The 21,944-nt window shown below is 70.1% G+C and carries 21 protein-coding genes and 1 tRNA gene; 14 read left to right on the top strand and 8 right to left on the bottom strand.

Annotation, left to right across the window (positions count from 1 at the left end; all coding sequences use genetic code 11):
* Window positions 1-35: 35 nt before the first annotated feature.
* Window positions 36-1,388 carry a radical SAM protein gene (locus OG446_RS36080; protein WP_328897992.1) on the top strand — a complete coding sequence of 451 codons (1,353 nt, stop codon included), beginning with the start codon at window positions 36-38 and terminating at the stop codon, window positions 1,386-1,388.
* Between the two features lie 128 nt (window positions 1,389-1,516).
* Here OG446_RS36080 and OG446_RS36085 read toward each other — a convergent pair whose 3' ends face one another.
* Entirely contained in the window at window positions 1,517-2,413 is an 897-nt protein-coding gene (locus OG446_RS36085) for a LysR family transcriptional regulator (protein ID WP_328897993.1), read from the bottom strand.
* A 115-nt stretch (window positions 2,414-2,528) separates the two neighbouring features.
* On the opposite strand from OG446_RS36085, the gene OG446_RS36090 reads away from it, so the two are divergent.
* Window positions 2,529-3,401 (top strand): oxidoreductase, encoded by an 873-nt coding sequence (locus tag OG446_RS36090; protein WP_328897994.1) that lies wholly within the window; start codon window positions 2,529-2,531, stop codon window positions 3,399-3,401.
* A 197-nt stretch (window positions 3,402-3,598) separates the two neighbouring features.
* Here OG446_RS36090 and OG446_RS36095 read toward each other — a convergent pair whose 3' ends face one another.
* Window positions 3,599-4,258, bottom strand: coding sequence for an NADPH-dependent F420 reductase (locus tag OG446_RS36095; RefSeq protein WP_328897995.1), 660 nt, complete (start codon window positions 4,256-4,258; stop codon window positions 3,599-3,601).
* Between the two features lie 193 nt (window positions 4,259-4,451).
* Between OG446_RS36095 and OG446_RS36100 the strand changes: the two genes are divergently transcribed.
* From OG446_RS36100 to OG446_RS36145, 10 genes are all read left to right on the top strand, one after another.
* Window positions 4,452-5,006 carry a GH25 family lysozyme gene (locus OG446_RS36100; protein WP_328898527.1) on the top strand — a complete coding sequence of 185 codons (555 nt, stop codon included), beginning with the start codon at window positions 4,452-4,454 and terminating at the stop codon, window positions 5,004-5,006.
* 111 nt (window positions 5,007-5,117) lie between these two features.
* The gene (locus OG446_RS36105; RefSeq protein ID WP_443050252.1) at window positions 5,118-5,594 is read left to right on the top strand and encodes a MarR family winged helix-turn-helix transcriptional regulator; all 477 of its coding nucleotides are present in this window, start codon (window positions 5,118-5,120) and stop codon (window positions 5,592-5,594) included.
* Window positions 5,595-5,629: 35 nt separating this feature from the next.
* The gene (locus OG446_RS36110) at window positions 5,630-5,899 is read left to right on the top strand and encodes a hypothetical protein (protein ID WP_328897996.1); all 270 of its coding nucleotides are present in this window, start codon (window positions 5,630-5,632) and stop codon (window positions 5,897-5,899) included.
* 369 nt (window positions 5,900-6,268) lie between these two features.
* Window positions 6,269-7,402: a multiple monosaccharide ABC transporter substrate-binding protein gene (chvE, locus tag OG446_RS36115; protein WP_328897997.1), complete on the top strand. Its 1,134-nt coding sequence runs from the start codon at window positions 6,269-6,271 to the stop codon at window positions 7,400-7,402.
* Entirely contained in the window at window positions 7,399-8,970 is a 1,572-nt protein-coding gene (gene mmsA, locus OG446_RS36120) for a multiple monosaccharide ABC transporter ATP-binding protein (protein WP_328897998.1), read from the top strand. The genes chvE and mmsA overlap by 4 nt, the downstream gene beginning before the upstream one ends.
* A 5-nt stretch (window positions 8,971-8,975) precedes the next feature.
* Window positions 8,976-10,211, top strand: a complete 1,236-nt coding sequence (mmsB, locus tag OG446_RS36125; protein ID WP_328897999.1) for a multiple monosaccharide ABC transporter permease — start codon at window positions 8,976-8,978, stop codon at window positions 10,209-10,211.
* A gap of 24 nt (window positions 10,212-10,235) precedes the next feature.
* On the top strand, window positions 10,236-11,393 hold the full coding sequence (locus OG446_RS36130) for an aldose epimerase family protein (RefSeq protein WP_328898000.1): 1,158 nt from the start codon (window positions 10,236-10,238) through the stop codon (window positions 11,391-11,393).
* A 109-nt stretch (window positions 11,394-11,502) separates the two neighbouring features.
* Window positions 11,503-13,035 carry a carboxylesterase/lipase family protein gene (locus tag OG446_RS36135; protein WP_328898001.1) on the top strand — a complete coding sequence of 511 codons (1,533 nt, stop codon included), beginning with the start codon at window positions 11,503-11,505 and terminating at the stop codon, window positions 13,033-13,035.
* A 168-nt stretch (window positions 13,036-13,203) separates the two neighbouring features.
* Window positions 13,204-14,370: a S1 family peptidase gene (locus OG446_RS36140; RefSeq protein ID WP_328898002.1), complete on the top strand. Its 1,167-nt coding sequence runs from the start codon at window positions 13,204-13,206 to the stop codon at window positions 14,368-14,370.
* A 534-nt stretch (window positions 14,371-14,904) separates the two neighbouring features.
* On the top strand, window positions 14,905-16,395 hold the full coding sequence (locus tag OG446_RS36145) for a UDP-N-acetylmuramoyl-L-alanyl-D-glutamate--2,6-diaminopimelate ligase (protein ID WP_328898003.1): 1,491 nt from the start codon (window positions 14,905-14,907) through the stop codon (window positions 16,393-16,395).
* Between the two features lie 48 nt (window positions 16,396-16,443).
* On the opposite strand, the gene OG446_RS36150 is transcribed toward OG446_RS36145, so the two are convergent.
* Complete coding sequence (locus tag OG446_RS36150) at window positions 16,444-16,893, bottom strand: GNAT family N-acetyltransferase (RefSeq protein ID WP_328898004.1); 450 nt, start codon at window positions 16,891-16,893, stop codon at window positions 16,444-16,446.
* A 200-nt stretch (window positions 16,894-17,093) separates the two neighbouring features.
* Between OG446_RS36150 and OG446_RS36155 the strand changes: the two genes are divergently transcribed.
* Complete coding sequence (locus OG446_RS36155; protein WP_328898005.1) at window positions 17,094-17,381, top strand: DUF2087 domain-containing protein; 288 nt, start codon at window positions 17,094-17,096, stop codon at window positions 17,379-17,381.
* A 42-nt stretch (window positions 17,382-17,423) separates the two neighbouring features.
* Here OG446_RS36155 and OG446_RS36160 read toward each other — a convergent pair whose 3' ends face one another.
* The 3 genes from OG446_RS36160 to OG446_RS36170 all read right to left on the bottom strand — a co-directional run bounded on the left by OG446_RS36160 (window position 17,424) and on the right by OG446_RS36170 (window position 19,993).
* Window positions 17,424-17,939 (bottom strand): DUF6630 family protein, encoded by a 516-nt coding sequence (locus tag OG446_RS36160; protein ID WP_328898006.1) that lies wholly within the window; start codon window positions 17,937-17,939, stop codon window positions 17,424-17,426.
* A gap of 162 nt (window positions 17,940-18,101) precedes the next feature.
* A complete protein-coding gene (locus tag OG446_RS36165; RefSeq protein WP_328898007.1) occupies window positions 18,102-18,980 on the bottom strand; it encodes a sigma-70 family RNA polymerase sigma factor in 879 nt (292 codons plus the stop codon).
* Window positions 18,981-19,063: 83 nt separating this feature from the next.
* Window positions 19,064-19,993, bottom strand: coding sequence for an LLM class F420-dependent oxidoreductase (locus OG446_RS36170; protein ID WP_328898008.1), 930 nt, complete (start codon window positions 19,991-19,993; stop codon window positions 19,064-19,066).
* A gap of 176 nt (window positions 19,994-20,169) precedes the next feature.
* Here OG446_RS36170 and OG446_RS36175 point away from each other — a divergent pair.
* Window positions 20,170-20,243, top strand: a tRNA-Met gene (locus tag OG446_RS36175).
* Window positions 20,244-20,297: 54 nt separating this feature from the next.
* On the opposite strand, the gene OG446_RS36180 is transcribed toward OG446_RS36175, so the two are convergent.
* Window positions 20,298-21,014 carry a class I SAM-dependent methyltransferase gene (locus tag OG446_RS36180; protein ID WP_328898009.1) on the bottom strand — a complete coding sequence of 239 codons (717 nt, stop codon included), beginning with the start codon at window positions 21,012-21,014 and terminating at the stop codon, window positions 20,298-20,300.
* Window positions 21,015-21,100: 86 nt separating this feature from the next.
* The gene (locus OG446_RS36185; RefSeq protein WP_328898010.1) at window positions 21,101-21,943 is read right to left on the bottom strand and encodes an oxidoreductase; all 843 of its coding nucleotides are present in this window, start codon (window positions 21,941-21,943) and stop codon (window positions 21,101-21,103) included.
* Window position 21,944 lies beyond the last annotated feature (1 nt).

Raw genomic sequence — 21,944 nt, forward strand, 5'->3', positions numbered from 1 at the left:
GAACACCCTCCACGACCGTACCCAGGAGCCCGCACATGCCCAGCCGAACCGACCCCGGCAGCACCGACACGAGCCGCACCCGTCTGATCGAGCGGCTGATGGAGCAGTTCCCGCACGTGCCGCGGGAGGCCGTCATCAAGGAGGATCTGCTGCGCGGCGGTGTGGCCTTCGACGAGTCCGCGCTCAGCGACAACGAGGGCGGCGACGTCAAGCCGAAGTCGTACTTCATCTTCTCGTTCGACCACGGCACCCTTCCCGAGCTCGGTGCGGCCGCGCTGCGCCGTCCTCCCGAGGAGATCGTGCTCACCGGCGGACCGTACGAACTGCGGCGCACGGTCGTCTCCGTGCGCGTCAATCCGGCGTCTCCGTACCGGGTGGCGTCCGACGCCGAAGGCGTGCTGGGGCTGTACCTCGACGGCCGGCGGATCTCCGATGTCGGCCTGCCTCCCATGCCGGACTACTACCGTCACACCCTCGGCAACGGAAAGTCGGTCATGGAGGTCGCGCCCACCATCCAGTGGGGCTACCTGGTCTACCTGACGGTCTTCCGCGTCTGCCAGTACTTCGGGGCGAAGGAGGAGTGCCAGTACTGCGACATCAACCACAACTGGCGCCAGCACAAGGCAGCGGGCCGCCCCTACACCGGAGTGAAGCCCGTCGAGGAGGTCCTGGAGGCACTGGCCATCATCGACCGGTACGACACGGCGAAGACCTCCACCGCCTACACCCTCACAGGCGGCGCCATCACCTCCCACATCGGCGGACGGGACGAGGCCGACTTCTACGGCCAGTACGCCAAGGCCATCGAGGAGCGGTTCCCCGGCCGCTGGATCGGCAAGGTCGTCGCCCAGGCCCTGCCCAAGGCCGACGTGCAGCGCTTCCACGACTACGGCGTGCAGATCTACCACCCCAACTACGAGGTGTGGGACCGCAGGCTCTTCGAGCTGTACTGCCCGGGCAAGGAGCGCTACGTCGGCCGCGACGAGTGGCACCGCCGCATCCTGGACTCCGCAGACGTCTTCGGCGCGCGCAACGTCATCCCCAACTTCGTCGCGGGCGTCGAGATGGCCGAGCCGTTCGGCTTCACCACGGTGAAGGAGGCGATCGACTCCACCACCGAGGGGCTGCGGTTCTTCATGTCGCACGGCATCACTCCGCGCTTCACCACCTGGTGCCCCGAACCGACGACACCGCTCGGCAGGACCAACCCGGACGGTGCGCCGCTGGAGTACCACATCCGGTTGCTGGAGGCCTATCGCTCGACGATGGAGGAGTACGGACTCAGCTCACCTCCCGGCTACGGCCCGCCCGGTCCCGGACGTGCGGTGTTCTCCGTCAGCTCCTTCATGGACAGCCTGCCGGCCCGGCAGGAGGACGACAGGCCCTAGCGGCGAGCTGCTTCCGGCGTTGCGGACGACGCCGGGAGCAGGGGCGGCGCGATTCTGCCCCGCAGGATCGCCAGGGGCTGTGCTTTCGGTATGACGGTCACCAGCGAGCGCGACCTTGCCCTGCGTGCTCACCGGCTCCGCCGCTCCGGGGCGGACAGTTCCCGCACCACGCCGGCGAACCCCTGGACCAGCGCGTTGTCGGTCTCCTTCGCCCAGGCGAGCACGACGCGCAGCGGCTCCACGTCCGTCAACGGGACCCAGACGAGATCGGGGCGCGCGTAGTACCTCGCCATGCTCAGCGGAGCGAAACAGATGGCGGCGCCCTCCGCCACCTGCTCCAGCATCTCCTCGACGTTGTCGTTGGTCGGCCCCCAGCGTGGAACCGACCCGTCCGGACGTGGGTTGACGGCCCACCAGTCCACCCATTCCCGTGGTGCCCGCTCGGTCCACAACAGCGGTTCCTTCCCGACCTCCAGGACGGACACGCCGGACCGGGACGCCAGCGCGTGCCCTGAGGGAAGTCCCACGACGCGCGGCTCCGTGTGCACCAACTCGCTGTGCAGCCCGGTGAGATCATTGGGCAGCCAGACGAAGGCCACATCCGTCAGGCCGTCCCGCAGGGCATCGGCCTCCTGCCCCCAGTCGTAGTGCCTGGGCGTCACCCGCACCCCTGGGTACCGGCGGGAGAACTCCGCCCGTGCCCGCGTGGTCAGTTCGCCGGCGCCACTCGCCTCGAATCCCACGCGCAGCACTCCCGTCTCGCCCCGCGCGTGCCGCTGTGCCGCTGCCGTCACCCGTTCGGACTGGCGCACCGTGAGCAGTGCCTCGGCGATCACATCACGTCCCGCGGCGGTGGCCGAGACGCCACCGGAGTGACGGTCGAAGAGGCGCACCCCGAGTTCGGACTCGAGGCCCTTGAGCGCGTACGAGAGAGCCGGCTGACTGACGAACAGCCGCTTGGCGGCCCGCCCCAGGTTCTCCTCCTCGGCGATCACGGTGAGGTAGTGCAGCTGACGTAACTCCATCCAGCGATCATAAGGCCCGCTTATCGGTCCGCCGGGTCTCTGTCTTGGACCGCCCGCCGAACGGAGTGGCATAACTGGATCACCGCAACACCGCCGGAAGAACCTGGAGTTGGACATGAACACCGAACACGCGGCAGCTGCCCACGACAAGGCGCCGGGCCGGGTCTGGCTCATCACCGGGGCCTCCTCCGGCTTCGGCCGCGCCATCGCCGAGGCAGCCCTCGCTGCCGGGGACACCGTTGTCGCCACGGCCCGCAGGCCGGAGGCACTCGACGATCTGGTCGCCGCGCACCCCGACCGGGCCGTAGCCGCGCAACTGGACGTCACCGACACGGCGCGTATCGCGGAGGTGGTCGCCGACACCGTGCTCTGGCACGGCCGGATCGATGTGGTGGTCAACAACGCGGGCATGGGGCTGGTCGGTGCCGTGGAGGAGACGACCGACCGTGAGCTGCGTGAACTCATGGACCTGCACTTCTTCGGGCCGGCCGCGCTGGTGCGTGCCGTGCTGCCGCACATGCGGCGCAACCGTTCCGGTGCCGTCGTCCAGATGAGCAGTATGGGCGGCCGGTTCACCTTCCCCGGGGTCGGCGCCTACTCGGCGACGAAGTTCGCACTGGAAGGCCTGTCCGAGGCGCTGGCGGCGGAGGTGGCCCCGCACGGCATCAAGGTGCTGATCGTCGAGCCCGGTTCGTTCCGCACGGGTTTCGCCGGGGGCGGCGCGCTGCGGCAGTCCGCGGCGCTTGCCGCCTACGAGGAGACGGTGGGCCCGGTCCGCAGCAACCTCCCGGATTCCGACGGCAAGCAGGAGGGCGACCCGGACAAGGCGGCGGCCGCCATCCTGACGGCGCTGGCGGCCCAGGACACCCCCCTGCGGCTGCCGCTCGGCAACGACGCGACCGACGCGGTTCTCGCGAGCCTCGACGCCTCCCGTACCGAAGTGCTGGCCTGGGAGAAGGTCAGCCGCAGTACCGGCTACGACGACTGAGGTCATGGCGCGTGGGGCGGGGACCGATGCCCGGCGGACGCGAGCTGTGCGGCAGGGGCGGGTGCACGCCCGCACCCACCCCTGCCGGGAGGGCGCGTGTCCCGCACCCGGCCCTGCCGGCAGGGCGCGTTTCCCACATCACCCTGCCGGAAGGGTGCGCGTTCCGTACCCCTGCCGTACACCGGCCGGACGGGACCTCAGGCCCGCCACTCGGCGGTCCGCTCGGCGGATGCCGAAGCCAGGGCCTTCTCGATCGCCGCGACGTCACCCCGATGGCCGTACACCGGCGTGCCCGGCTGCTGGCGCCACGACTCGTCGATCCCGCCCGCGTCCACCGTGTCGAAGCCCAGCTCGTCGATCAGGTGGCGGACGGTCCGCTTCGCCGCGGCGTCGTCCCCGGCCACCGGCAGCGCCTGACGGCCCGTGCTGCCGCTGGGGCGGCCGTTGGAGAGGATGTCCTGTGCGTAGGTCCCGTTGAAGGCCTTGATGACGGGGTGACCGATCTGTTCCTGCGTCCACCGGCTCTCCGGCAGGCCGTCCTCGATCGCGGCGATCCGGCCGTCGCGCTCGCGCGGGTAGTAGTTCCCGGTGTCGATCACCGCGACGTCTTCCGCGGCGCCGTCGAGGAAACCCGAAGGCAGGGCCGGGACGGCCTTGAGCGGAACGGTGACGACCACGACCTGGGCGCCCTTCGCCGCGTCAGCCGCGGTGACGGCGGTCGCACCGGTCTCCTCCACCAGCGCGGTGAGTGTCTGCGGACCGCGTGAGTTGGCGACGGACACGTCATGGCCGAGCGCGGTGAGGCGCCGGGTGAGGTTGCCGCCGATATTCCCTGCGCCGATGATGCCGATCTTCATGGATCCGACCTTCCGCTGGTGCGTGCGTGACGTGAAACGGGTCTTGCCGGTTCACCAACCGCTGTCGGCCCGGAGCTATTCCACGCGCCGGCGCACCGATTCTCCCGGCTCGTCGGACGGATGGGAGCCGCATGGTGCGGGCACGTATCAGAGAAGGAAGTGGAATGACCGGACCATGTGTGAGGCGGTACCCATGCTGCACGGTGTCGACGTCAGTGCCTATCAGCCGTCCTTCGAAACGGACGGGCTGGACTTTGTCTTCATCAAGGCCACCGAGGGCCGTTCGTACATAAATCCGCGTCTCGCGGCGCAGGCCAAGCGGGCCCGGGACGCGGAGTGCGTGGTCGGGTTCTATCACTTCCTGTGGCCGGGGAATATCACGGCTCAGGCCGAATACTTCCTGAGCAAGGCACCGGAAAAGGCGGGCGAGCTCCTGGCCGTCGACTGGGAGCAGAACGGCGAGGGCACCCATGCGAGCAACGCCGAGAAGGACCGCTTCATCCGCGAGGTCAAACGGAGGCGTCCGCACCACAAGGTCCTGCTCTACTGCAACCGCTACTTCTGGCTGAATCACGACACGACGTCGTACGCCGGGGACGGTCTCTGGATCGCCGACTACGTCACCGCCGGAAAGCCGCGCATCAAGGCTTCCTGGCGTATTCACCAGTACACCGACGAGCCGCTCGACAAGGACGTTGCCGCCTTCTCCTCCCGGGCGGCCATGCACGCATGGGCGCGGGGTCAGTGACAGAGCGGGGCGGCGGGGGAGAGGGAGTGAGCGGCGCAGCGGTGTGCTCGTCCGAGCGCTGCCTCAGGCGCAATTCGGGGCGCATACCCGCGATGGGTATGCGCCTACGATATGCGGGTGAACGAGAACGAGACCCCGCCCAGCCTCCTGGAACTCACGACCTACCTCATGTCCAGGACGGGCAAGACCGCGCGGAGCCGCCTTGCCGAACGGCTGGCCGACCGCGGTCTGCGGCTCCGGCACATGGCCGTGCTGGCCGCGCTGGTTGATCTCGGTCCCCATGTGCAACGGGAACTGGCGGTGCGGCTGGCGATCGACCGCAGCGACATCGTGAAGATCATCGATGAGCTGGGCGCGGCCGGACTGGTGGAACGGGTGCGCGACACGACCGACCGGCGGCGCGTGACCGTCACCGTCAGCCCGGCGGGCCGTGCGCTGTACGAGCGCCTCCAGGCTGACGCGACGGCCGTGCAGGACGAGGTTCTGGCGTCGTTGAACGCGCGCGAACGCGCCCGGCTGACGGCCCTGTTGACGCGAGTGTACGGGCATCTTCAGGGCGGTTCCGGGACGCAGCGGCCAAGTCGTTGACCCATTCCGTGCCCCCGGTGCGGCAGACTTCCTCGGTGACCACTGCCGCGGCTCAGCCGCCTCGTGACCGTGCACTCGGGCGCGGAATCTCCACTCTCATTCCGCAGGCCGCGACCGCGACGCCCGCCGAGCAGGCGGCCGCCGTGCTCACGGCCATGCAGAGCGTTCCGGTACGGGTCGGTGTGCTCCAGGCCGCCGTCGTGCTGCTGGAAGAGCGAGTGCGCGCCACGGGCGACGAGGCGGAGCGCGCCGCGGCGGCGACCACCGTGGCGATGCTCCGTAGCGCGATCGGCCGGGCCGGCTGACCACCACTGCCCCGGACGGGTCGCCTCGGGGCGTGCCGGGGCCGTACTGCCTGCGTGGAACGCGAAGGTCGTGGCCCGTGCGGCCGAAACTGCCTGCTCCCGGTGGGAGTTGCCGCGACGACGCTTGCGTGCCCCATTGACAGTCTCCCCGCTCCCTCACTACCGTCACGCCCACATTTCGAACGCGTGACGAAATTTCGAACGACGGTCAGCTCAACTGCCTTGCCCTGCACGGGGTGTGCCCCGGGTGGCGGGTCTTCGAGTACCTCCGGCCGTCGTGTACACCGAACCACGTCCGATATACCGAACCATCGATGAGGGCGACGCGGCCCGCCCAGCCGCTCCCCTCGCACCCCCGGAGGACCGACCATGCGCACCTCACGTACCGCGTCAACCCCGCGTGTCGCCCGGACCGCAACGGTCCTCACCGCCCTGACCCTGTCGCTGACGCTCGCCGCCTGCGGACAGAGCGGCGATGGCGGCAGCAAGGAGAAGAAGACGGGCGGCAAGGGCTCGACCATCGGAATCGCCATGCCGACCAAGTCGTCGGAGCGCTGGATAGCCGACGGGAAAAACATGGTCGCCGAGTTCGAGAAGCTCGGCTACAAGACGGATCTGCAGTACGGCGAGAACGACGTCGACCAGCAGGTCTCCCAGGTCGAGAACATGATCACCAAGGGTGTGGACGTCCTCGTGATCGCCGCCATCGACGGCCGCGCCCTCAGCGATGTGCTGCACCAGGCGGGGGAGCAGGGCATCAGGGTCATCTCGTACGACCGGCTCATCCTCGGCAGCCCGGACGTCGACTACTACGCCTCCTTCGACAACGAGAAGGTCGGCGAGCTCCAGGCCGGCTACCTCCTCGACAAGCTCGGGCTGAAGTCCGGGACCGAGAAGGGCCCGTTCAACATCGAGCTGTTCGCCGGGTCCCCCGACGACAACAACACGCGCTACTTCTTCCAGGGCGCCTGGAAGACGTTGAAGCCGTACATCGACAAGAAGCAGCTCGTCGTCCGCAGCAAGCAGACGAAACTGGACCAGATCACCACGCTCGGCTGGGACGGAGGCATCGCCCAGAGGCGTATGGACAACCTCCTCACCAGCGCCTACTCGTCGGCTCAGGTCGACGCGGTGCTCTCCCCGTACGACGGCATCTCGATCGGCATCATCTCGGCCCTGAAATCGGATGGGTACGGCACCGGATCCAAGCCGTACCCCGTCGTCACCGGCCAGGACGCAGAGGTCGCCTCGGTGAAGTCGATCATGGCCGGCCAGCAGACGCAGACCGTCTACAAGGACATTCGTGCACTCGCCAAACGGGCCGTCCAGATGGCCGACGCCGTACTGAACGACAAGAAGCCCGAGGTCAACGACACCACGACGTACGACAACGAGAAGAAGGTCGTCCCCGCGTTCCTGCTCGAACCGGTGAGCGTCGACAAGACGAACTACCGCGCCGAGCTCGTAGATTCCGGCTACATCAAGGAGAGCGACCTCCGATGAAGTCCCCGACGGCAGGCCCGGTGGCCGCCGCCGTACCCATCCTCGAGATGCGGTCCATCGGCAAGACGTTCCCCGGCGTCAAGGCACTCTCCGACGTTTCCCTGACCGTCGGCCAGGGCGAGGTGCACGCCATCTGCGGGGAGAACGGTGCCGGCAAGTCGACCCTGATGAAGGTCCTCAGTGGCGTGCATCCGCACGGGAGCTACGAGGGCGAGATCCGGTTCAGGGGTGAGAGCTGCGCGTTCAAGGACATCCGGGCGAGCGAGGCACGCGGCATCGTGATCATCCACCAGGAACTCGCGCTGGTGCCGTACCTCTCCATCGCCGAGAACATCTTCCTCGGCAACGAACACGCCACGCGTGGTTTCATCAGCTGGAACGAGACCCTGCGCCACGCGGCCGTCCTGCTCGACCGGGTCGGCCTGCGGGAACATCCGCAGACCAGGGTCGCGGACATCGGAGTGGGCAAGCAGCAACTCGTCGAGATCGCCAAGGCGCTCTCCAAGAAGGTCGAGCTGCTGATCCTCGACGAGCCGACCGCCGCCCTCAATGACGAGGACAGTGCGAAACTCCTCACGCTCATCGAGGAGCTGAAGAGCCAGGGCATCTCGTCGATCATCATCTCGCACAAGCTCGGCGAGATCACCGCGGTCGCCGACTCCGTCACCGTCCTGCGCGACGGCCGGACGGTCGAAACCCTTGACGTGAGTGCCGGGTCGACCACCGAGGACCGCATCATCCGCGGCATGGTCGGCCGCGAACTCGACCACCGATTCCCCGAACGCACCCCGTACGACGGTGACCCGGGAGCACAACCGGCCCTGGAGATCCGCGACTGGACCGTCCACCACCCGATCGACCAGCACCGCAAGGTCGTCGACCGCGTCTCCGTCCTCGCCCGCCGAGGGGAGATCGTCGGCATCGCCGGCCTGATGGGCGCCGGGCGCACCGAACTGGCCATGAGCGTCTTCGGCCGCAGCTACGGCCGCAACATCAGCGGAACGGTCCTCAAGGACGGCAAGGAGATCCGCACCCGCACCGTCTCCGAAGCGGTCCGCCACAAGATCGCGTACGTCACCGAGGACCGCAAGCAGTACGGCCTCAACCTCATCGACACGGTCGGCCGCAACATCAGCCTCGGCGCCCTGGACAAGGTCTCGCGGCGCGGGATCGTCGACGAGCACGAGGAGACCCGCGTCGCCGAGTCGTACCGCACCTCCATGAACATCAAGACCCCCACGGTCTTCGAACAGGTGGGCCGCCTCTCCGGCGGCAACCAGCAGAAGGTCGTCCTTGGCAAATGGATCTTCGCGGGCCCCGACGTCCTCATCCTCGACGAACCGACCCGCGGGATCGACGTCGGCGCGAAGTACGAGATCTACTCCGTCATCAACCGGCTGGCCGCCGAGGGAAAGGCCGTGGTGCTCATCTCCTCCGAGCTGCCCGAGCTCCTCGGCATGTGCGACCGCATCTACACCATGGCCGCCGGTCGGCTGACCGGCGAAGTCCCGCGCGCGCAGGCCACCCAGGAGGTCCTCATGCGCCATATGACCAGCGACAAGAGGTAGCAGGAATGCCCCAGGCCCCCACCGACACCCCGCAGCGCACCGGTAAGGCCGCCCCGGCCCCGCCCCCGACGACCGGCAGCCTCCTCCTGGACGCGGCCCGCCGCAACATGCGCCAGTACGGGATGCTCATCGCCCTCGGGGTGATCGTCGTCCTCTTCGAGATATGGACCGACGGAGTCCTGCTCAAGCCGAACAACGTCACCAACCTCGTTCTCCAGAACAGCTACATCCTGGTTCTCGCCATCGGGATGATGATTGTCATCATCGCCGGGCACATCGACCTCTCCGTCGGTTCACTGGCCGCCTTCGTCTCCGCGGCCGCCGCGGTCATGATGGTCGAGCACGATGTTCCCTGGGTGCTGGCCCTGGTGCTCTCCCTGATCCTCGGAGCGGTCGCGGGCGCCTGGCAGGGCTTCTGGATCGCGTACGTCGGCATCCCGTCCTTCATCGTCACCCTGGCCGGAATGCTGCTGTTCCGCGGCGGCACACAGATCCTCCTGGGCAGCCGGTCGCTCGGTCCGTTCCCCGAGGGCTTCCAGAAGATCTCCACCGGATACCTCCCCGAGATCGGGCCCGAGACCAACTACCACAACCTGACCCTCCTCATGGGCTGCGCGCTCCTGGCCTTCGCCCTCCTCCAGGAGGTCCGCGACCGACGTCGTCAGCAGCGCTACGAACTCGACGTGCTGCCCCGCAACATCTTCCTCGCCAAGTGCGTGGCCATGGCCGCGGCCGTACTCGCCTTCACCATGACCCTGGCCAGCTACCGCGGTGTCCCCGTCGTGCTCCTCCTGCTCGCCGTGCTGCTCATCGGCTTCGGCTACGTCATGCGCAACGCCATCGTCGGCCGTCATGTGTACGCCCTCGGCGGCAACCGCGCCGCCGCGAAGCTCTCCGGCGTCAAGGACCAGCGCGTCACGTTCCTCGTCTTCGTGAACATGGGCGTACTCGCCGCGCTCGCCGGCATCGTCTACGCCGCACGCCTCAACGCCGGCGTACCCCAGGCGGGAACCAACTTCGAACTGGAGGCCATCGCCGCAGCCTTCATCGGCGGAGCCTCCATGAGCGGCGGAGTCGGCACGGTCTTCGGCGCCATCATCGGCGGCCTCGTGCTCGGCGTACTCAACAACGGCATGTCGCTCGTGGGCATCGGCACCGACTACCAGCAGGTCATCAAGGGTCTGGTGCTGCTCGCCGCCGTCGGCTTCGACGTCTACAACAAACGCAAGGTCGGCTCGTAACCCCCTCCCCGTCAAGGAGTCACCATGACCGGCACCACCAGACGCACCGTGCTGACGGCTGCCGCCGCCGCAGGGATCACCGCCGCCACGGCCGGTGCCGCCCACGCCACGGACGGCCGAAGCCGCACGCCCGCCAGGGAACTGTTCGGCCGGCTCGCCGACGGCACGGCGGTACACCGCTGGACCCTGAGCAACGGCGGCACGACCCTCAAGGTCCTCTCGTACGGCGGCATCATCCAGTCCTTGGAGACCGCCGACCGCCGGGGCAGGACGACCAACGTCGCCCTGGGCTTCGACAACCTCGACGACTACGTCGCCAAGTCGCCCTACTTCGGCGGACTGATCGGCCGCTACGGAAACCGCATCGCCGACGGACGGTTCACCCTGGACGGCGCCACCTACCAACTCCCCGTCAACGACGGTCCCAACAGCCTGCACGGCGGGGACCGGGGCTTCGACAAGCGGATGTGGGACGTCGAACCCGTCACCCGAGGCGCCGACACGGGCCTGGTCCTCAGCCGGACCAGCCCGGACGGCGAGGCCGGATACCCCGGCAACCTGGCCGTGCGCGTCACCTACACCCTCACTCCGCAAGGCGCCTGGCGCATCGACTACGAGGCCACGACCGACCGGGCCACGGTCGTCAACCTCACCAGCCACACCTACTTCAACCTGGCGGGGGAGGGGAGCGGCACGATCGACGGCCATCTGCTGGAACTGGCCGCCGCCCGCTACACCCCGGTCGGCTCCACGCTCATCCCGACCGGCGAGCTCGCCCCCGTCGCCCGTACCCCCTTCGACTTCCGCCGCGCCAGAAGCATCGGCCCCCAGGCCCGCACCCCGCACGAGCAGACCGTGATCGCTCAGGGCATCGACCACAACTACGTACTGGACAAAGGGCTCACGTCCCGGCCCGAGTACGCCCTCACCGTCACCCACCCCGAATCCGGCCGGGTCATGAAGATGTACACCACCGAACCCGGCATGCAGCTCTACACCGGGAACTTCCTCGACGGCACCCTCACCGGCACCTCCGGCCGCCTCTACCGGCAGGGCGACGCCTTCTGCCTGGAGGCCCAGCACTTCCCCGACGCCCCCAACCGGCCGTCCTTCCCCTCCACCGTGCTCCGCCCCGGCCGGACCTACCGGACGACGACGCTGCACGCGTTCTCCACCCGTTGACGCACCTCTGTGCGTGACGGTCAATCCGCTCGCGTCGCAGCCGGCCGCTCTGTCATCCTGATCTTCCTGCCGCCCGTCCGGGCGGTGAGCGAAGGACGGCAGAGCGGCCTTGACCAGAGTTTTCGACACGGCGACCGGCCGAGTACGCGGACGCGCCCCGGACCGGGGCGTCGTCGCCGTGCTCGGCATCCCGTACGCCGAACCGCCCTTCGGCGCCGACCGGTTCAGGGAACCGCGCCCTCGGCGCGCCTGGGCGGGCGTCCGCGAGTGCGTGGAGTACGGCCCGGTTTCGCCCCAGTCGGCGGAGCTGCCGGGCGCTCCGCGCTGGTCGCCCGGTGACGAGGACATCCTCAGCCTCAACGTCTGGACCCCCGAGCGGGGGAGCGGGGCCGACACCCGCCCCCTGCCGGTACTGGTCTGGATCCATGGAGGGGCCTACACCTTCGGGTCGAGTGCCCAGCCGGACTTCGACGGCGCGGCGCTCGCCCGCGCCGGCCTCGTGGTGGTCACCCTCAACTACCGGGTCGGGTTCGAGGGCTTCGGCCATGTCCCGGCCGACGGCGAGGATGGCTGCCCGCCGAACCGCGGACTGCTCGACCAGATCGCCGCACTGGAGTGGGTTCGCGACAGCATCGCCTCCTTCGGCGGCGCGCCGGACAACGTCACCGTGGCCGGTCAGTCCGCCGGGGCGACATCGGTGGCCTGCCTGATGACGATGGACGGTGCACGGGGGCTGTTCCGGCGGGCGATCGCGCACAGTGCGGTGGGCCCGGTCTTCGCACCGGAACTCGCCGGGCACCTCGCGCGGAAGGTGGCCGCCGAGGCGGGCGTCCCCGCGACCTGCGCGGGCTTGGCGGCCGCGTCCCCGCACGCCCTGGTGCGGGCGTCCGACGCGGTGGCGGACGGATTCCGGCGGGACCCGCACTCCGGACACATCTCCTGGGACCCCGTCATCTTCGGCCCGGTCGCCGACGGCCGTCTTCTGCGCGCCGACCCGGTGGGGGCCCTGGCGGACGGGGAGGCCTCGGACGTGGATCTCCTCGTCTGCCACACCACCCAGGAGTACTGGCTGTTCGACGCCGTCGGCAGCAGTGCCGAGGTCGCGACAGCGGAGGAACTGAGCCGCTTCGCCCGGGATTTCGGGATCCCGGACTCCGTGCTGGAGGGCTACCACCGCATCGTGCCCGGGGCGTCCGTGCACGAGATCTACCTGGCGGTGTGCGGGGACCTGATGTACGGCGAGTACAGCAACCGGCTCGCCGTCGCGCATGCGGGGGCCGGTGGGCGCACCTTCCTGTCGCGCTTCGCCCGTCAGCGGAGTGGATCGGAGCCGGGGGTGTACGCCTGGCACTGTGCGGACGTTCCCTTCGCCTTCGGGAACATCGCCGACGAGAGCGCCCATTTCCTGATCGGTGGTCCACCGACGCCGGAGGACCACCGCCTCTCGGCCCGGATGGTCGCGGCCTGGGCCGGATTCGCGGCCACCGGTGATCCGGGGTGGCAGCCGCTCGGCGACGCGTCGCGGGCCGCGATCAGGATCTGGGGAGCGGCGGACCCTGCCGCGGGATCCGGCTTCTGGCGGGACGGTGAGGCTCTGCGTGAGCTGTGGAACCCGTTCACCTACCGCCCCGCACAGCCCTGACACGGGCTCGCGGGATCCGGCCCCGCAGTTTGTCATTGGCATGGACCTGCTAACGGTGCTCGGCTACAGTCCGGATCGGCACACTCTGAGAGCGCTCTCAAGAGAGTCGTCTCCCGGATGCCTGCTGTTCCTCCCCCACGTCGCCGGAACACCAGAAGGGCCAACACCATGAGACGCACCACGGCCTTACGCACCGCCCTGTCCGCCGTGCTCCTCGTCGGAGCCTGGGCGGGAGCGGGCTTCCCGTCCGCCCAGGCCGCAGACGCCCCCACCACCGAAGCCCGCAGCGCCTCCGACACGCGGCAGGCGTCCGCCGGTCTGCTGGCCGCCATGCAGAAGGACCTCGGCCTGACGGAAAGCCAGGCCAGGGCGCGGCTCTCCGCGGAGAAGTCGGCGACCGCGATCCAGCCCGACGCACAACGCGCCGCCGGAGCCTCGTACGGCGGTTCCTGGTTCGACCCGTCGACGGGCGGTCTCACGGTCGCCGTCACCAGCGAGAAGCAGGCAGCCGCCGTACGGGCGACGGGCGCCGCCGTCCGCCTGGTGACACACACCGCGCGCAGTCTCGACGCCGCCAAGGCGAAGATCGACCGGCTCCGGGCGCCCGCCGGTGTCAGCAGCTGGCACGTCGACCCCGAGGCCAACAAGGTCGTCGTCAACGTGGTCTCCTCGGCGCGGTCCGACAACGATGTCCGGCAGTTCGTCGAGCGGGCCCGGGACGCCGGCCCCGTCGCCGTCGAGCACACCGCCGAGGCCCCGCGGACGTTCTCCGCCGGAACCGTCGGCGGAGACCCGTACTACACGGGCAACGTCCGGTGCTCCATCGGCTTCTCCGTGTACGGCGGATTCGTCACCGCCGGACACTGCGGACAGGCGGGCGCCTCCGTCAGGGGCTGGGACGGATCGGGGATAGGCAACTTCCAGGGGTCCTCCTTCCCGGACAACGACTACGCCTGGGTCAGCGTCGGCAACGGGTGGTGGACCGTCCCCGTCGTGCTCGGCTGGGGAACCGTCTCGGACCAGCTGGTACGCGGCTCCGCCGTGGCGCCGGTCGGGGCCTCGATCTGCCGCTCCGGATCCACCACGCACTGGCACTGCGGAAGTGTCCTCGCCACCAATGAGACGGTGAACTACAGCCAGGGCGCGGTCCACCAGATGACCAAGACCAGCGTGTGCGCCGAACCCGGCGACTCCGGCGGATCCTTCATCAGCGGGGACCAGGCACAGGGCGTCACCTCGGGCGGCTGGGGCAACTGCAGCTCCGGCGGCGAGACCTGGCACCAGCCGATCAACGAGATCCTGAACCGCTACGGGCTGACCCTGCACACGGCCTGACACCGGACGGCCGGGCCCGAGGGCCTGTCGCACGGGAGCACACCGCTTCCGTGTGGCAGGCCCTCGGCGCACGTTCGAGCCCTTGCCCCACCCACGATGACCAGCCACGACTGGCCCGCTGCCCCGGGCCGGCGGAGCCCCCGGTCCGACGACCGCACCGGATCACTCCCGCCCCCGGCCGCGACGACGACCGGGACCCGGCAGCGCCCACGGGACGTACACTCCCCGTATGGGTCACATGGATGCGGTGAGGGAGTGCCTGCGACAGGCGTCCCAGCTGCTGGGCCCCGCCGCTCCCCAGGCGCGCTGCCGCGCCCTGCACGGCCACGGCTGACCAGGACCCCACCCCCGGCGGCCGTCCCGCGACGCACCTCCCCGTCCCGGCCGCGCACTCCCGCTCCGCCACCGGAGCCGCCCCACCCCTTCGCTGCGCAGACCGCAGCACCCCGCACCATGCGCAGCTCCCGCGGCGCGCCGTCGGCAACCCCGAGACGGCGGCCGACGGGCCGAGCCGCATTCTCGAGAGGACCCTGCATGAACCTGAGCGAGTTGCTGGCCGGTCACGATCACGAGGTCCTCCTCGGCGATCCGGAGACCCCGATCACCGGCGGAGCCTGCTTCGACGCCCATCGCGTCACGCCCGGCTCGCTCTACATCGCCGTACCCGGGCACCTGGAGGGCGGCCCCGGGGCCGCCGGTCCGGCGCTGGCGCGTGGAGCCGTCGCCGTGCTCCTGGACAGCGGGGCGCCGGAGATCATGGCCGCCGTGCACGCCGCGGGCACCGGGGCGTGCGTCGTGCGGGTGGCGGACACCCGGACCGCGGCGGCCGTCGTGACCTCCCGGTACTTCGGAGAGCCCGGCCGCGCCATGAACATGGTGGCGGTCACCGGCACCAACGGGAAGACCTCCGTCTCGTACATGGTCGAGTCCGTGCTGAGGATCGCGGAGGGTGCGAAGGTCGGAGTGATCGGGACGGCGGGCAGCCGCATCGGCGACGCGCTCATCCCGATGCCCCGATCGGTCCTGTCCACGCCGGAGTCACCGGACTTCCAGTACCTCCTCGGGCAGATGCGCGACCAGGACGTCTCCACCGTGGTCCTGGAGGCCACATCGATGGGCCTGCTGCACCACAGGGTCGACCACGCCTTCCTGGACGTGGGCATCTTCACCAACCTCACCCAGGACCACCTGGACGACCACGGCACCATGGAGCACTACCGCGACGCCAAGCTCCGCCTCTTCCAGGGCTTGTGCCGCAATGCCGTGGTCAACGTGGACGACCCGGTGGGGGCCGCGATCGTGCCGACGATGCCGGGCAGGGTCACCACGTACGGAATCGACGCGCCGGCCGACTTCCGCGCCACCGACCTGAGCATGGACGCGTTCGGCACCCGCTTCACCCTCCACCACGAGGGCAGCAAGTACCCGGCGGCGATTCCGGTGCCGGGGCGCTTCTCCGTTTCCAACGCCCTCGCCTCCGTGGCGGCCTGTCACCTCCTGGGACACGACCTCGCCGGGCTGGTGGCGGCGCTCGACCGGATGCCCCCGGTCCCCGGGCGGCTGGAACGGTTCGAGACGCCGCGCGGCACGGCGGTGATCGTGGACTACGCCCACTCCCCGGACTCCCTGGACAAGGTGCTGAGCGCCGTACGGGACTTCGCCACGGGCCGGGTCATCACCGTGTTCGGCTGCGGGGGAGACCGGGACGTCACCAAGCGGGCACGCATGGGTGAGATCGCCGGGGCCCGCTCCGACCTCTGCGTCCTGACCTCCGACAACCCGAGGAACGAGGATCCCGAGGCGATCATGGACCAGATCACCCCCGGCCTCATGGCCACGGGAACGAGGTTCGAACGCCATGCGGACCGGCGCGCTGCGATCGCCTTCGCCCTGACGGCGGCCGGACCCGACGACATCGTGCTGGTGGCAGGGAAGGGCAGTGAGCCGTTCCAGATCATCGGCGAACAGCTCATCCCCTTCAGCGACATGGCGACGGTGCGGGAACTCGCCGGCCTCCAGGGCTGACGGCCGGCGCTCTGCGGCCTCCGCAGAGCGCCGCATTCCGCTACGGGCTCAGACCAGCCGCAGATCGATGAACGGCACGCTGTCACCGGGCAGTACGTAGCGCTCGGTCTCGACGAATCCGCGGCCGAGCGCGAAGCGCAGCCCCTCCGGGTTGGACTCCAGCACACACGTCTCGATCACGTCGGCGCCGAGCGCGCGTGCGTCCGCCAGAGCACGTTCGTACAGCTGCCCGCCGAATCCCCTGCCGCGGTGGGCCGACAGTATGCGAGCGATGACGGTGGCCACCGAAGCGCCGTCGGCGGGCGGCCGAACGGTCGAGCAGCCGACCGCAACCTCGTCGAGGTACGCGACGGTGAGCCGGTTGCGTCCGGCACGCTCGCGCACTTCGTCGAGAGACAGCACGGCCGTGGGGATGATCGTGTTGTGGACGTACTGCCAGTCCTTGAGCACGGCGTCGCCGGCCGCCTGCTCGACCTGCTCGATGCGAAGTTCAGTCATCGCAGCAGGAAACCGTGAGGCTGCCCGCACGTCAACTCGCGCCTCCCCGGCAGGCTTCGGACTGCGCGGCACCACGTCGCCGAGCAGGCGGGACGTTCGAAACACGCCCTGGGCGCGGGTCCGCCCGAGAAGGCCGGGACAGCCGGCTGCACCGAGAAATCTGTTGCCGGGCGACGGATCCGGCTGAGAGGCTCCGGGGCATGTCCGACCAACGATCAAGCTCCAGCCACGGCGTGGCCGCCCTCTTCTCCCAGGGACGGCTGACAGCGATCCCGCGCAAGACGGCGCGTCGCGAACAGCTCCTGGAACACCTCGCTCACACGCTGTTCCGGCCCGACCGGACCTACACCGAACGCGAAGTCAACGACGCCCTCCTCACCGTCCACGAGGACTGCGCCGCGCTCCGCCGCTATCTGGTCATCGGCGGCAAGCTGGCCCGGACCAAGGACGGCGTCACCTACCGGCTCATGGCCCGCCCGGCGGCGTGACGGTCCGGCCGGCGCCCGCGCGCCGTCCCCTCGGTCCCACCGTCAGACACCCAGCGCCCACGCGGTGAAACCCGCCCGGTTCGCAAGTGCGGTCAGCTCCTGCACCCGCGCGGCGCGAAGACACACCACGGGGTAGCAGTCCGACTCGATGTCCAGGACGGCCAGCGCCGCACCGACATCCCCGTAGTGCCGCCCACAGCTCCGCAGGAACTCATCGGTCGGCAGGAGCATTTCGTCCTCCCCGACCAGCACCCAGGGATCCACGGACGGGCGCGAGTCGAGTCCTCGCAGCTGGGAGCGGACCTCCTGGGGGTCCTCCTTCCAGTCCAGCTCCGCGAGCAGCCGGTGGTCGGTCAGGGCATCGACGAGCGCTATCCAGGCGAGGCCGGGCACTGGTTCGTCGACACCGCGGTTCGCCAGCCGGCCGGCGTGATCGCGCAGATACGCGCCGGGGTGATCGAACGCGTGCAGCACCTGCTCGGCAACGCTCGGACGGGCGGGTGCGAGCAGCGCCGCCGCGGCTGCCAGCGACGTACGTGCATCGTCGGTTCCGGACATGGTGAGCGCTCCTTCGGCAGTCGTGCGACCGCCTCCGACAGTGGGATCGGGACACCTGGTTCGGCCCCCGGGAAAACCCTGCCACAGGGGTACGACATCGGGCCGGGGAGCGGGGCCCGGGCCGACGGTGACGATCCGTCGGCGACCGGGCCCCGGCCCGCTTCAGTCGTCGAGGACGCCGATGTCGAGCGCGGCGATCCGGTCCGGGTCCGCGACGACGTCGATCACGGTGATGAGACCGTCCACCAGGGTGAAGCCGAGCACCAGGCGCAGCCGTCCGTACGGCGCCATCGCCAGTGCGGCCCGTCCGTCGACGAGCGCGACCCCGGTGAACAGCGCACGGCCGGTGGCGGCCATCGCGCCCTTCGCCACGGTGTGCGCGCCTCGGACCACGACGGGCTCGGGGGTGGGAATGACGGACGGGTCGGCGTGCAGCACCACATCGGGGTGGAGCAGCGCCACCAGCGCCTCGAAGTCCCCGGCGCGGGAGGCGGACAGGAAAGCCTCCACGACCTGCCGGCGCAGGGACAGATCGGCGTCCGCCGACGTCGTGCCGCCCTTCACCCGGCGGCGGGCACGGCTGGCGAGCTGCCGGGCGGTGTCGGGGGAACGGTCGAGCAGGGGGCCGATCTCGGCGAACGGCACGGCGAACATGTCATGCAGCACGAAGGCGAGCCGTTCCGCCGGTGCCAGCCTGTCCAGCACCACCAGGAGCGCGAGCCCGACGGAGTCGGCGAGCAGGGCCTCCTGCTCCGGATCGTGCCCCTCACCGCTTTCCGGCGCCCGGTCGTACGTGTCGAGAGGCTCCTCATGGCGCGTCCGGCGGCTGCGGAGCATGTTCAGGCAGACCCGGCCCACCACCGTCGTCAGCCAACCGGTCAGGTTCCGCACCTCGCCGACGGCGGCCTGGGAGGCCCTCAGCCAGGACTCCTGAAGCGCGTCGTCGGCTTCACTCGCCGAACCCAGCATGCGGTACGCGACCGCCTTCAGATGGCTCCTGTCCTCCTCGAACCGTTCGGCCAGTGCGGTGCGGTCGTCCATGGGGCACGTTCCTCCGTCGGTCTCCACTGAAGCTGCGCACGAGAAACTACGGGGTGCCGGCGCGGCCCGGGCAGCCGCCCCGCTCAGACCCCGGCCGTCCGCGCGGTCTCGTACACCTCGGTTGCCACGTCGACGAGTTCGGCGGCGTCACGGAGCGAGGTCTGGAGGTCGAGCATGATCTCCGGAACGCCCGTGGCGGCATGCGCGGCGAGATCCTCGACGATCTGTGCGGTGTTGCCGTGGAAGGGCTGCCGGTCCGCCCCGGGCACCGGCGTCGCGCTGTACCGCGCGTTGGCGCGGAGGCAGACTCCGACCGGGGTCCGGCGTCCACGTTCGGCGCCGACGTCCCGCACCCGCTGCCACTGCTCGGCGAGCTGCGGGGCACCCATGGCGACGGGCATCCAGCCGTCCGCCCGGTCGACCAGACGGCGCGTGGCCCGGGGCCCGGAGGCCGGCAGATAGACGGGGATGGGACGTGCGGGCTTCGGCCCCACCTCGGACGGTGCGATCGTGGTCAGATTGCCCTTGTACGAGACGGGGTCCGGGCCCCAGACGGCTGCGCACACGTCCAGCAGTTCGTCGAGAACCTCACCGCGCTTCTCGAAAGGCGCGACGGAAGCCGCCGCGTACTCGTCCAGGGACCACCCGGTGCCCAGCCCCGCGATCACCCGGCCACCACTGGCGGCGTCGAGCGATGCCAGCGAACGGGCGAGCTGGAAGGGGACGTGCAACGGGGCGACGAGAACACTGGTGCCGAGCCGGGCCCGCTCGGTGGCCGCGGCGGCCAGCGTCAGCGTGACCAGCGGATCGGCGACGCCGCGGTAATGGTCGGGCCAGGCCAGCCCCGGCACCCCGTACAGGCCCTGGACCGCGGGCTCGGGAAAGAGCAGCCGCTCGAACACCCACAGGCTCTCGTACCCCACGGCCTCCGCGGCGCGCGCCACGACGGTGACGTCGCGGCTGATGTCGTACTGCTTCGTCTGCGGCAGACCGAGACCGAGCGCGACCGGCATACGGGTGCTCCTCTATGTAGTGTGCTGAGGCAACTACCGTACGCCGGAAGGCTTCTGAAAGATCGGCGGGCTGTTCTGCGGGAGGCCGCAATCGTCGCGACGACCGGGTGCGCCCGCCCCGGCGCACTAGTGGTCGGGGAACCCGGCGCGATGGCATAGGCTGGGGATCACAACGACGCGGGGTGGAGCAGCTCGGTAGCTCGCTGGGCTCATAACCCAGAGGTCGCAGGTTCAAATCCTGTCCCCGCTACTACTGAGGCAGGGCCCGGAACCAATGGTTCCGGGCCCTGCCTCTTTCAGTTGTTCAGCTGGTCAACGGGGTGTAGTACGAGGCGACAGCGGGCTGCCCGGTGTAGTTCGGGCCCGCTGCCGGATCGGCGCCGACGTAGCGGAAAGGCAACCGGACAGCCCGCGGGCCGCGGAGCGTGAGCCGGTGGTGGCGGGGGTCGTAGGCGAAGCCCGCAGCGCGCAGAGCGGCCAGTACCGGGCGCGAGGCCGGGCTGCCGTCCGGCCGGCGAACGGAATCCGGGTCGAAGTGGGCAGCGAGCAGCCCGTCGGGGGCCAGCCAGGAGGCGGCACGCGTGAGCATGCGCAACTGGTCACCGAGGTAATGGAGCCCGTGGACACAGGTGATCAGGTCGTACGTCCGCGCAGCTTCCCAGTCCGTGACGGAAGCCGTGACGAGCTCGACGCCCGGCGGCCGGGGAGCGGGATCGAGGGGGCCGACGAGGTCGACCCCCGTCAGCACGGCGGATGCGGGCAATCGAGCCGCGGCAGCCCGCAGGGCACGGCCTTCGCCGCTGCACAGGTCGAGCCAGGACGGTGACGCGGAGCGGGCCGACAGATGGTCGAGCGGGTCGAACCCGAGTTCGCGGGTGTAGCTGTTGACACCGTGGAGGCCACGCTCGCGGTTCATGGTGTTGTTGGCGACCACGGTGCACGACTGGAGGGCGTCGTCGGGGAGGAGGCGGGGGCCCGCCGCCTCCCCGACTGCCGGCTGAGGCGCGGGGGCGGGAGGCATGGGGCCATTGTCTCCGTGCTGCCGGGTGCGCGGGGGCGTTTCGTCCAGCAGCGCGCAGAGCACGTCGAAGCCCGGGCTCCTCGGGGTCAGCCCCGAAGCTCGCGCAGGTCCTCCGCGCCGAGCACGAGGCCGTCCGCCGCGAGGTTCTCCTCCAGGTGATCGAGGGAACCGGTGCCCGGAATCGCCAGCACCGACGGCGACACGGCCAGCAGCGAGGCGATCCGTACCTGAGCGGGGGTCGCGCCCAGCCGGGCCGCGACCTTGGCGAGCCGGTCGGTGTCGAGCGGGGTGCGGCCACCGCCGAGCGGGAAGTACGGCACGTACGCGATTCCCGACGCCTCACACTCCGCGAGCAGCTCCAGGTCATCGCCGTACTGGTTCTGGACCGCCGTGACGGGTGCGACCGTCCGGGCCTCGGCGAACTGGACGGCGTCGACATTGCTGACCCCCAGGTGCCGGATCAGCCCCTCTTCCCGGAGTTCGGCCAGTACCGCGAACCGTTCCGCGATCGATTCACCCCCCGGCCCCGTCATGCCGCCCACCCGCAGATGGACCAGGTCGAGCCGGTCGACGCCGAGGGCGCGCAGATCCGCCTCGACGAGCGAGCGCAGCTGACCGGGCGACGCCTGTCCGCTCGGCACGCCGCCGGGTCCGGGCAGGGGCCCGACCTTTGTCGCGACCACCAGGTCGTCCCGGTAGGGAGCCAGCGCCGTGCGGATCAGCTCATTGGCCCGGACAGCACCTCTCCCGTAGAAGCCCGCCGTGTCGATGTGGTTCACGCCCAGGTCAACTGCGCGCCGCAGCACCGCGACGCCGGTGCGCGGGTCGCGCGCGGGGCCGTCGAAGGTGCCCATCGCCAGGCGCATGGCGCCGAATCCGAGCCGCCGTACGGTCAGGTCTCCGCCGAGGGAGAAGGTCTTGATCGTCATG

The sequence above is a fragment of the Streptomyces sp. NBC_00236 genome (genome assembly GCF_036195045.1).
In the GTDB taxonomy this organism is placed as follows: domain Bacteria; phylum Actinomycetota; class Actinomycetes; order Streptomycetales; family Streptomycetaceae; genus Streptomyces.

Bases quoted from the DNA above. Each gene is read 5' to 3' on its own strand.
- OG446_RS36130 (WP_328898000.1), top strand. From the start codon at position 10,236: ATGACCGGCACCACCAGACGCACCGTGCTGACGGCTGCCGCCGCCGCA.
- chvE (WP_328897997.1), top strand. From the start codon at position 6,269: ATGCGCACCTCACGTACCGCGTCAACCCCGCGTGTCGCCCGGACCGCA.
- OG446_RS36160 (WP_328898006.1), bottom strand. From the start codon at position 17,939: ATGTCCGGAACCGACGATGCACGTACGTCGCTGGCAGCCGCGGCGGCG.
- OG446_RS36150 (WP_328898004.1), bottom strand. From the start codon at position 16,893: ATGACTGAACTTCGCATCGAGCAGGTCGAGCAGGCGGCCGGCGACGCC.
- mmsA (WP_328897998.1), top strand. From the start codon at position 7,399: ATGAAGTCCCCGACGGCAGGCCCGGTGGCCGCCGCCGTACCCATCCTC.
- OG446_RS36180 (WP_328898009.1), bottom strand. From the start codon at position 21,014: ATGCCTCCCGCCCCCGCGCCTCAGCCGGCAGTCGGGGAGGCGGCGGGC.
- OG446_RS36090 (WP_328897994.1), top strand. From the start codon at position 2,529: ATGAACACCGAACACGCGGCAGCTGCCCACGACAAGGCGCCGGGCCGG.
- OG446_RS36145 (WP_328898003.1), top strand. From the start codon at position 14,905: ATGAACCTGAGCGAGTTGCTGGCCGGTCACGATCACGAGGTCCTCCTC.
- OG446_RS36170 (WP_328898008.1), bottom strand. From the start codon at position 19,993: ATGCCGGTCGCGCTCGGTCTCGGTCTGCCGCAGACGAAGCAGTACGAC.
- OG446_RS36185 (WP_328898010.1), bottom strand. From the start codon at position 21,943: ATGACGATCAAGACCTTCTCCCTCGGCGGAGACCTGACCGTACGGCGG.
- OG446_RS36085 (WP_328897993.1), bottom strand. From the start codon at position 2,413: ATGGAGTTACGTCAGCTGCACTACCTCACCGTGATCGCCGAGGAGGAG.
- OG446_RS36140 (WP_328898002.1), top strand. From the start codon at position 13,204: ATGAGACGCACCACGGCCTTACGCACCGCCCTGTCCGCCGTGCTCCTC.
- OG446_RS36105 (WP_443050252.1), top strand. From the start codon at position 5,118: ATGCGGGTGAACGAGAACGAGACCCCGCCCAGCCTCCTGGAACTCACG.
- OG446_RS36100 (WP_328898527.1), top strand. From the start codon at position 4,452: ATGCTGCACGGTGTCGACGTCAGTGCCTATCAGCCGTCCTTCGAAACG.
- OG446_RS36155 (WP_328898005.1), top strand. From the start codon at position 17,094: ATGTCCGACCAACGATCAAGCTCCAGCCACGGCGTGGCCGCCCTCTTC.
- mmsB (WP_328897999.1), top strand. From the start codon at position 8,976: ATGCCCCAGGCCCCCACCGACACCCCGCAGCGCACCGGTAAGGCCGCC.
- OG446_RS36095 (WP_328897995.1), bottom strand. From the start codon at position 4,258: ATGAAGATCGGCATCATCGGCGCAGGGAATATCGGCGGCAACCTCACC.
- OG446_RS36080 (WP_328897992.1), top strand. From the start codon at position 36: ATGCCCAGCCGAACCGACCCCGGCAGCACCGACACGAGCCGCACCCGT.
- OG446_RS36165 (WP_328898007.1), bottom strand. From the start codon at position 18,980: ATGGACGACCGCACCGCACTGGCCGAACGGTTCGAGGAGGACAGGAGC.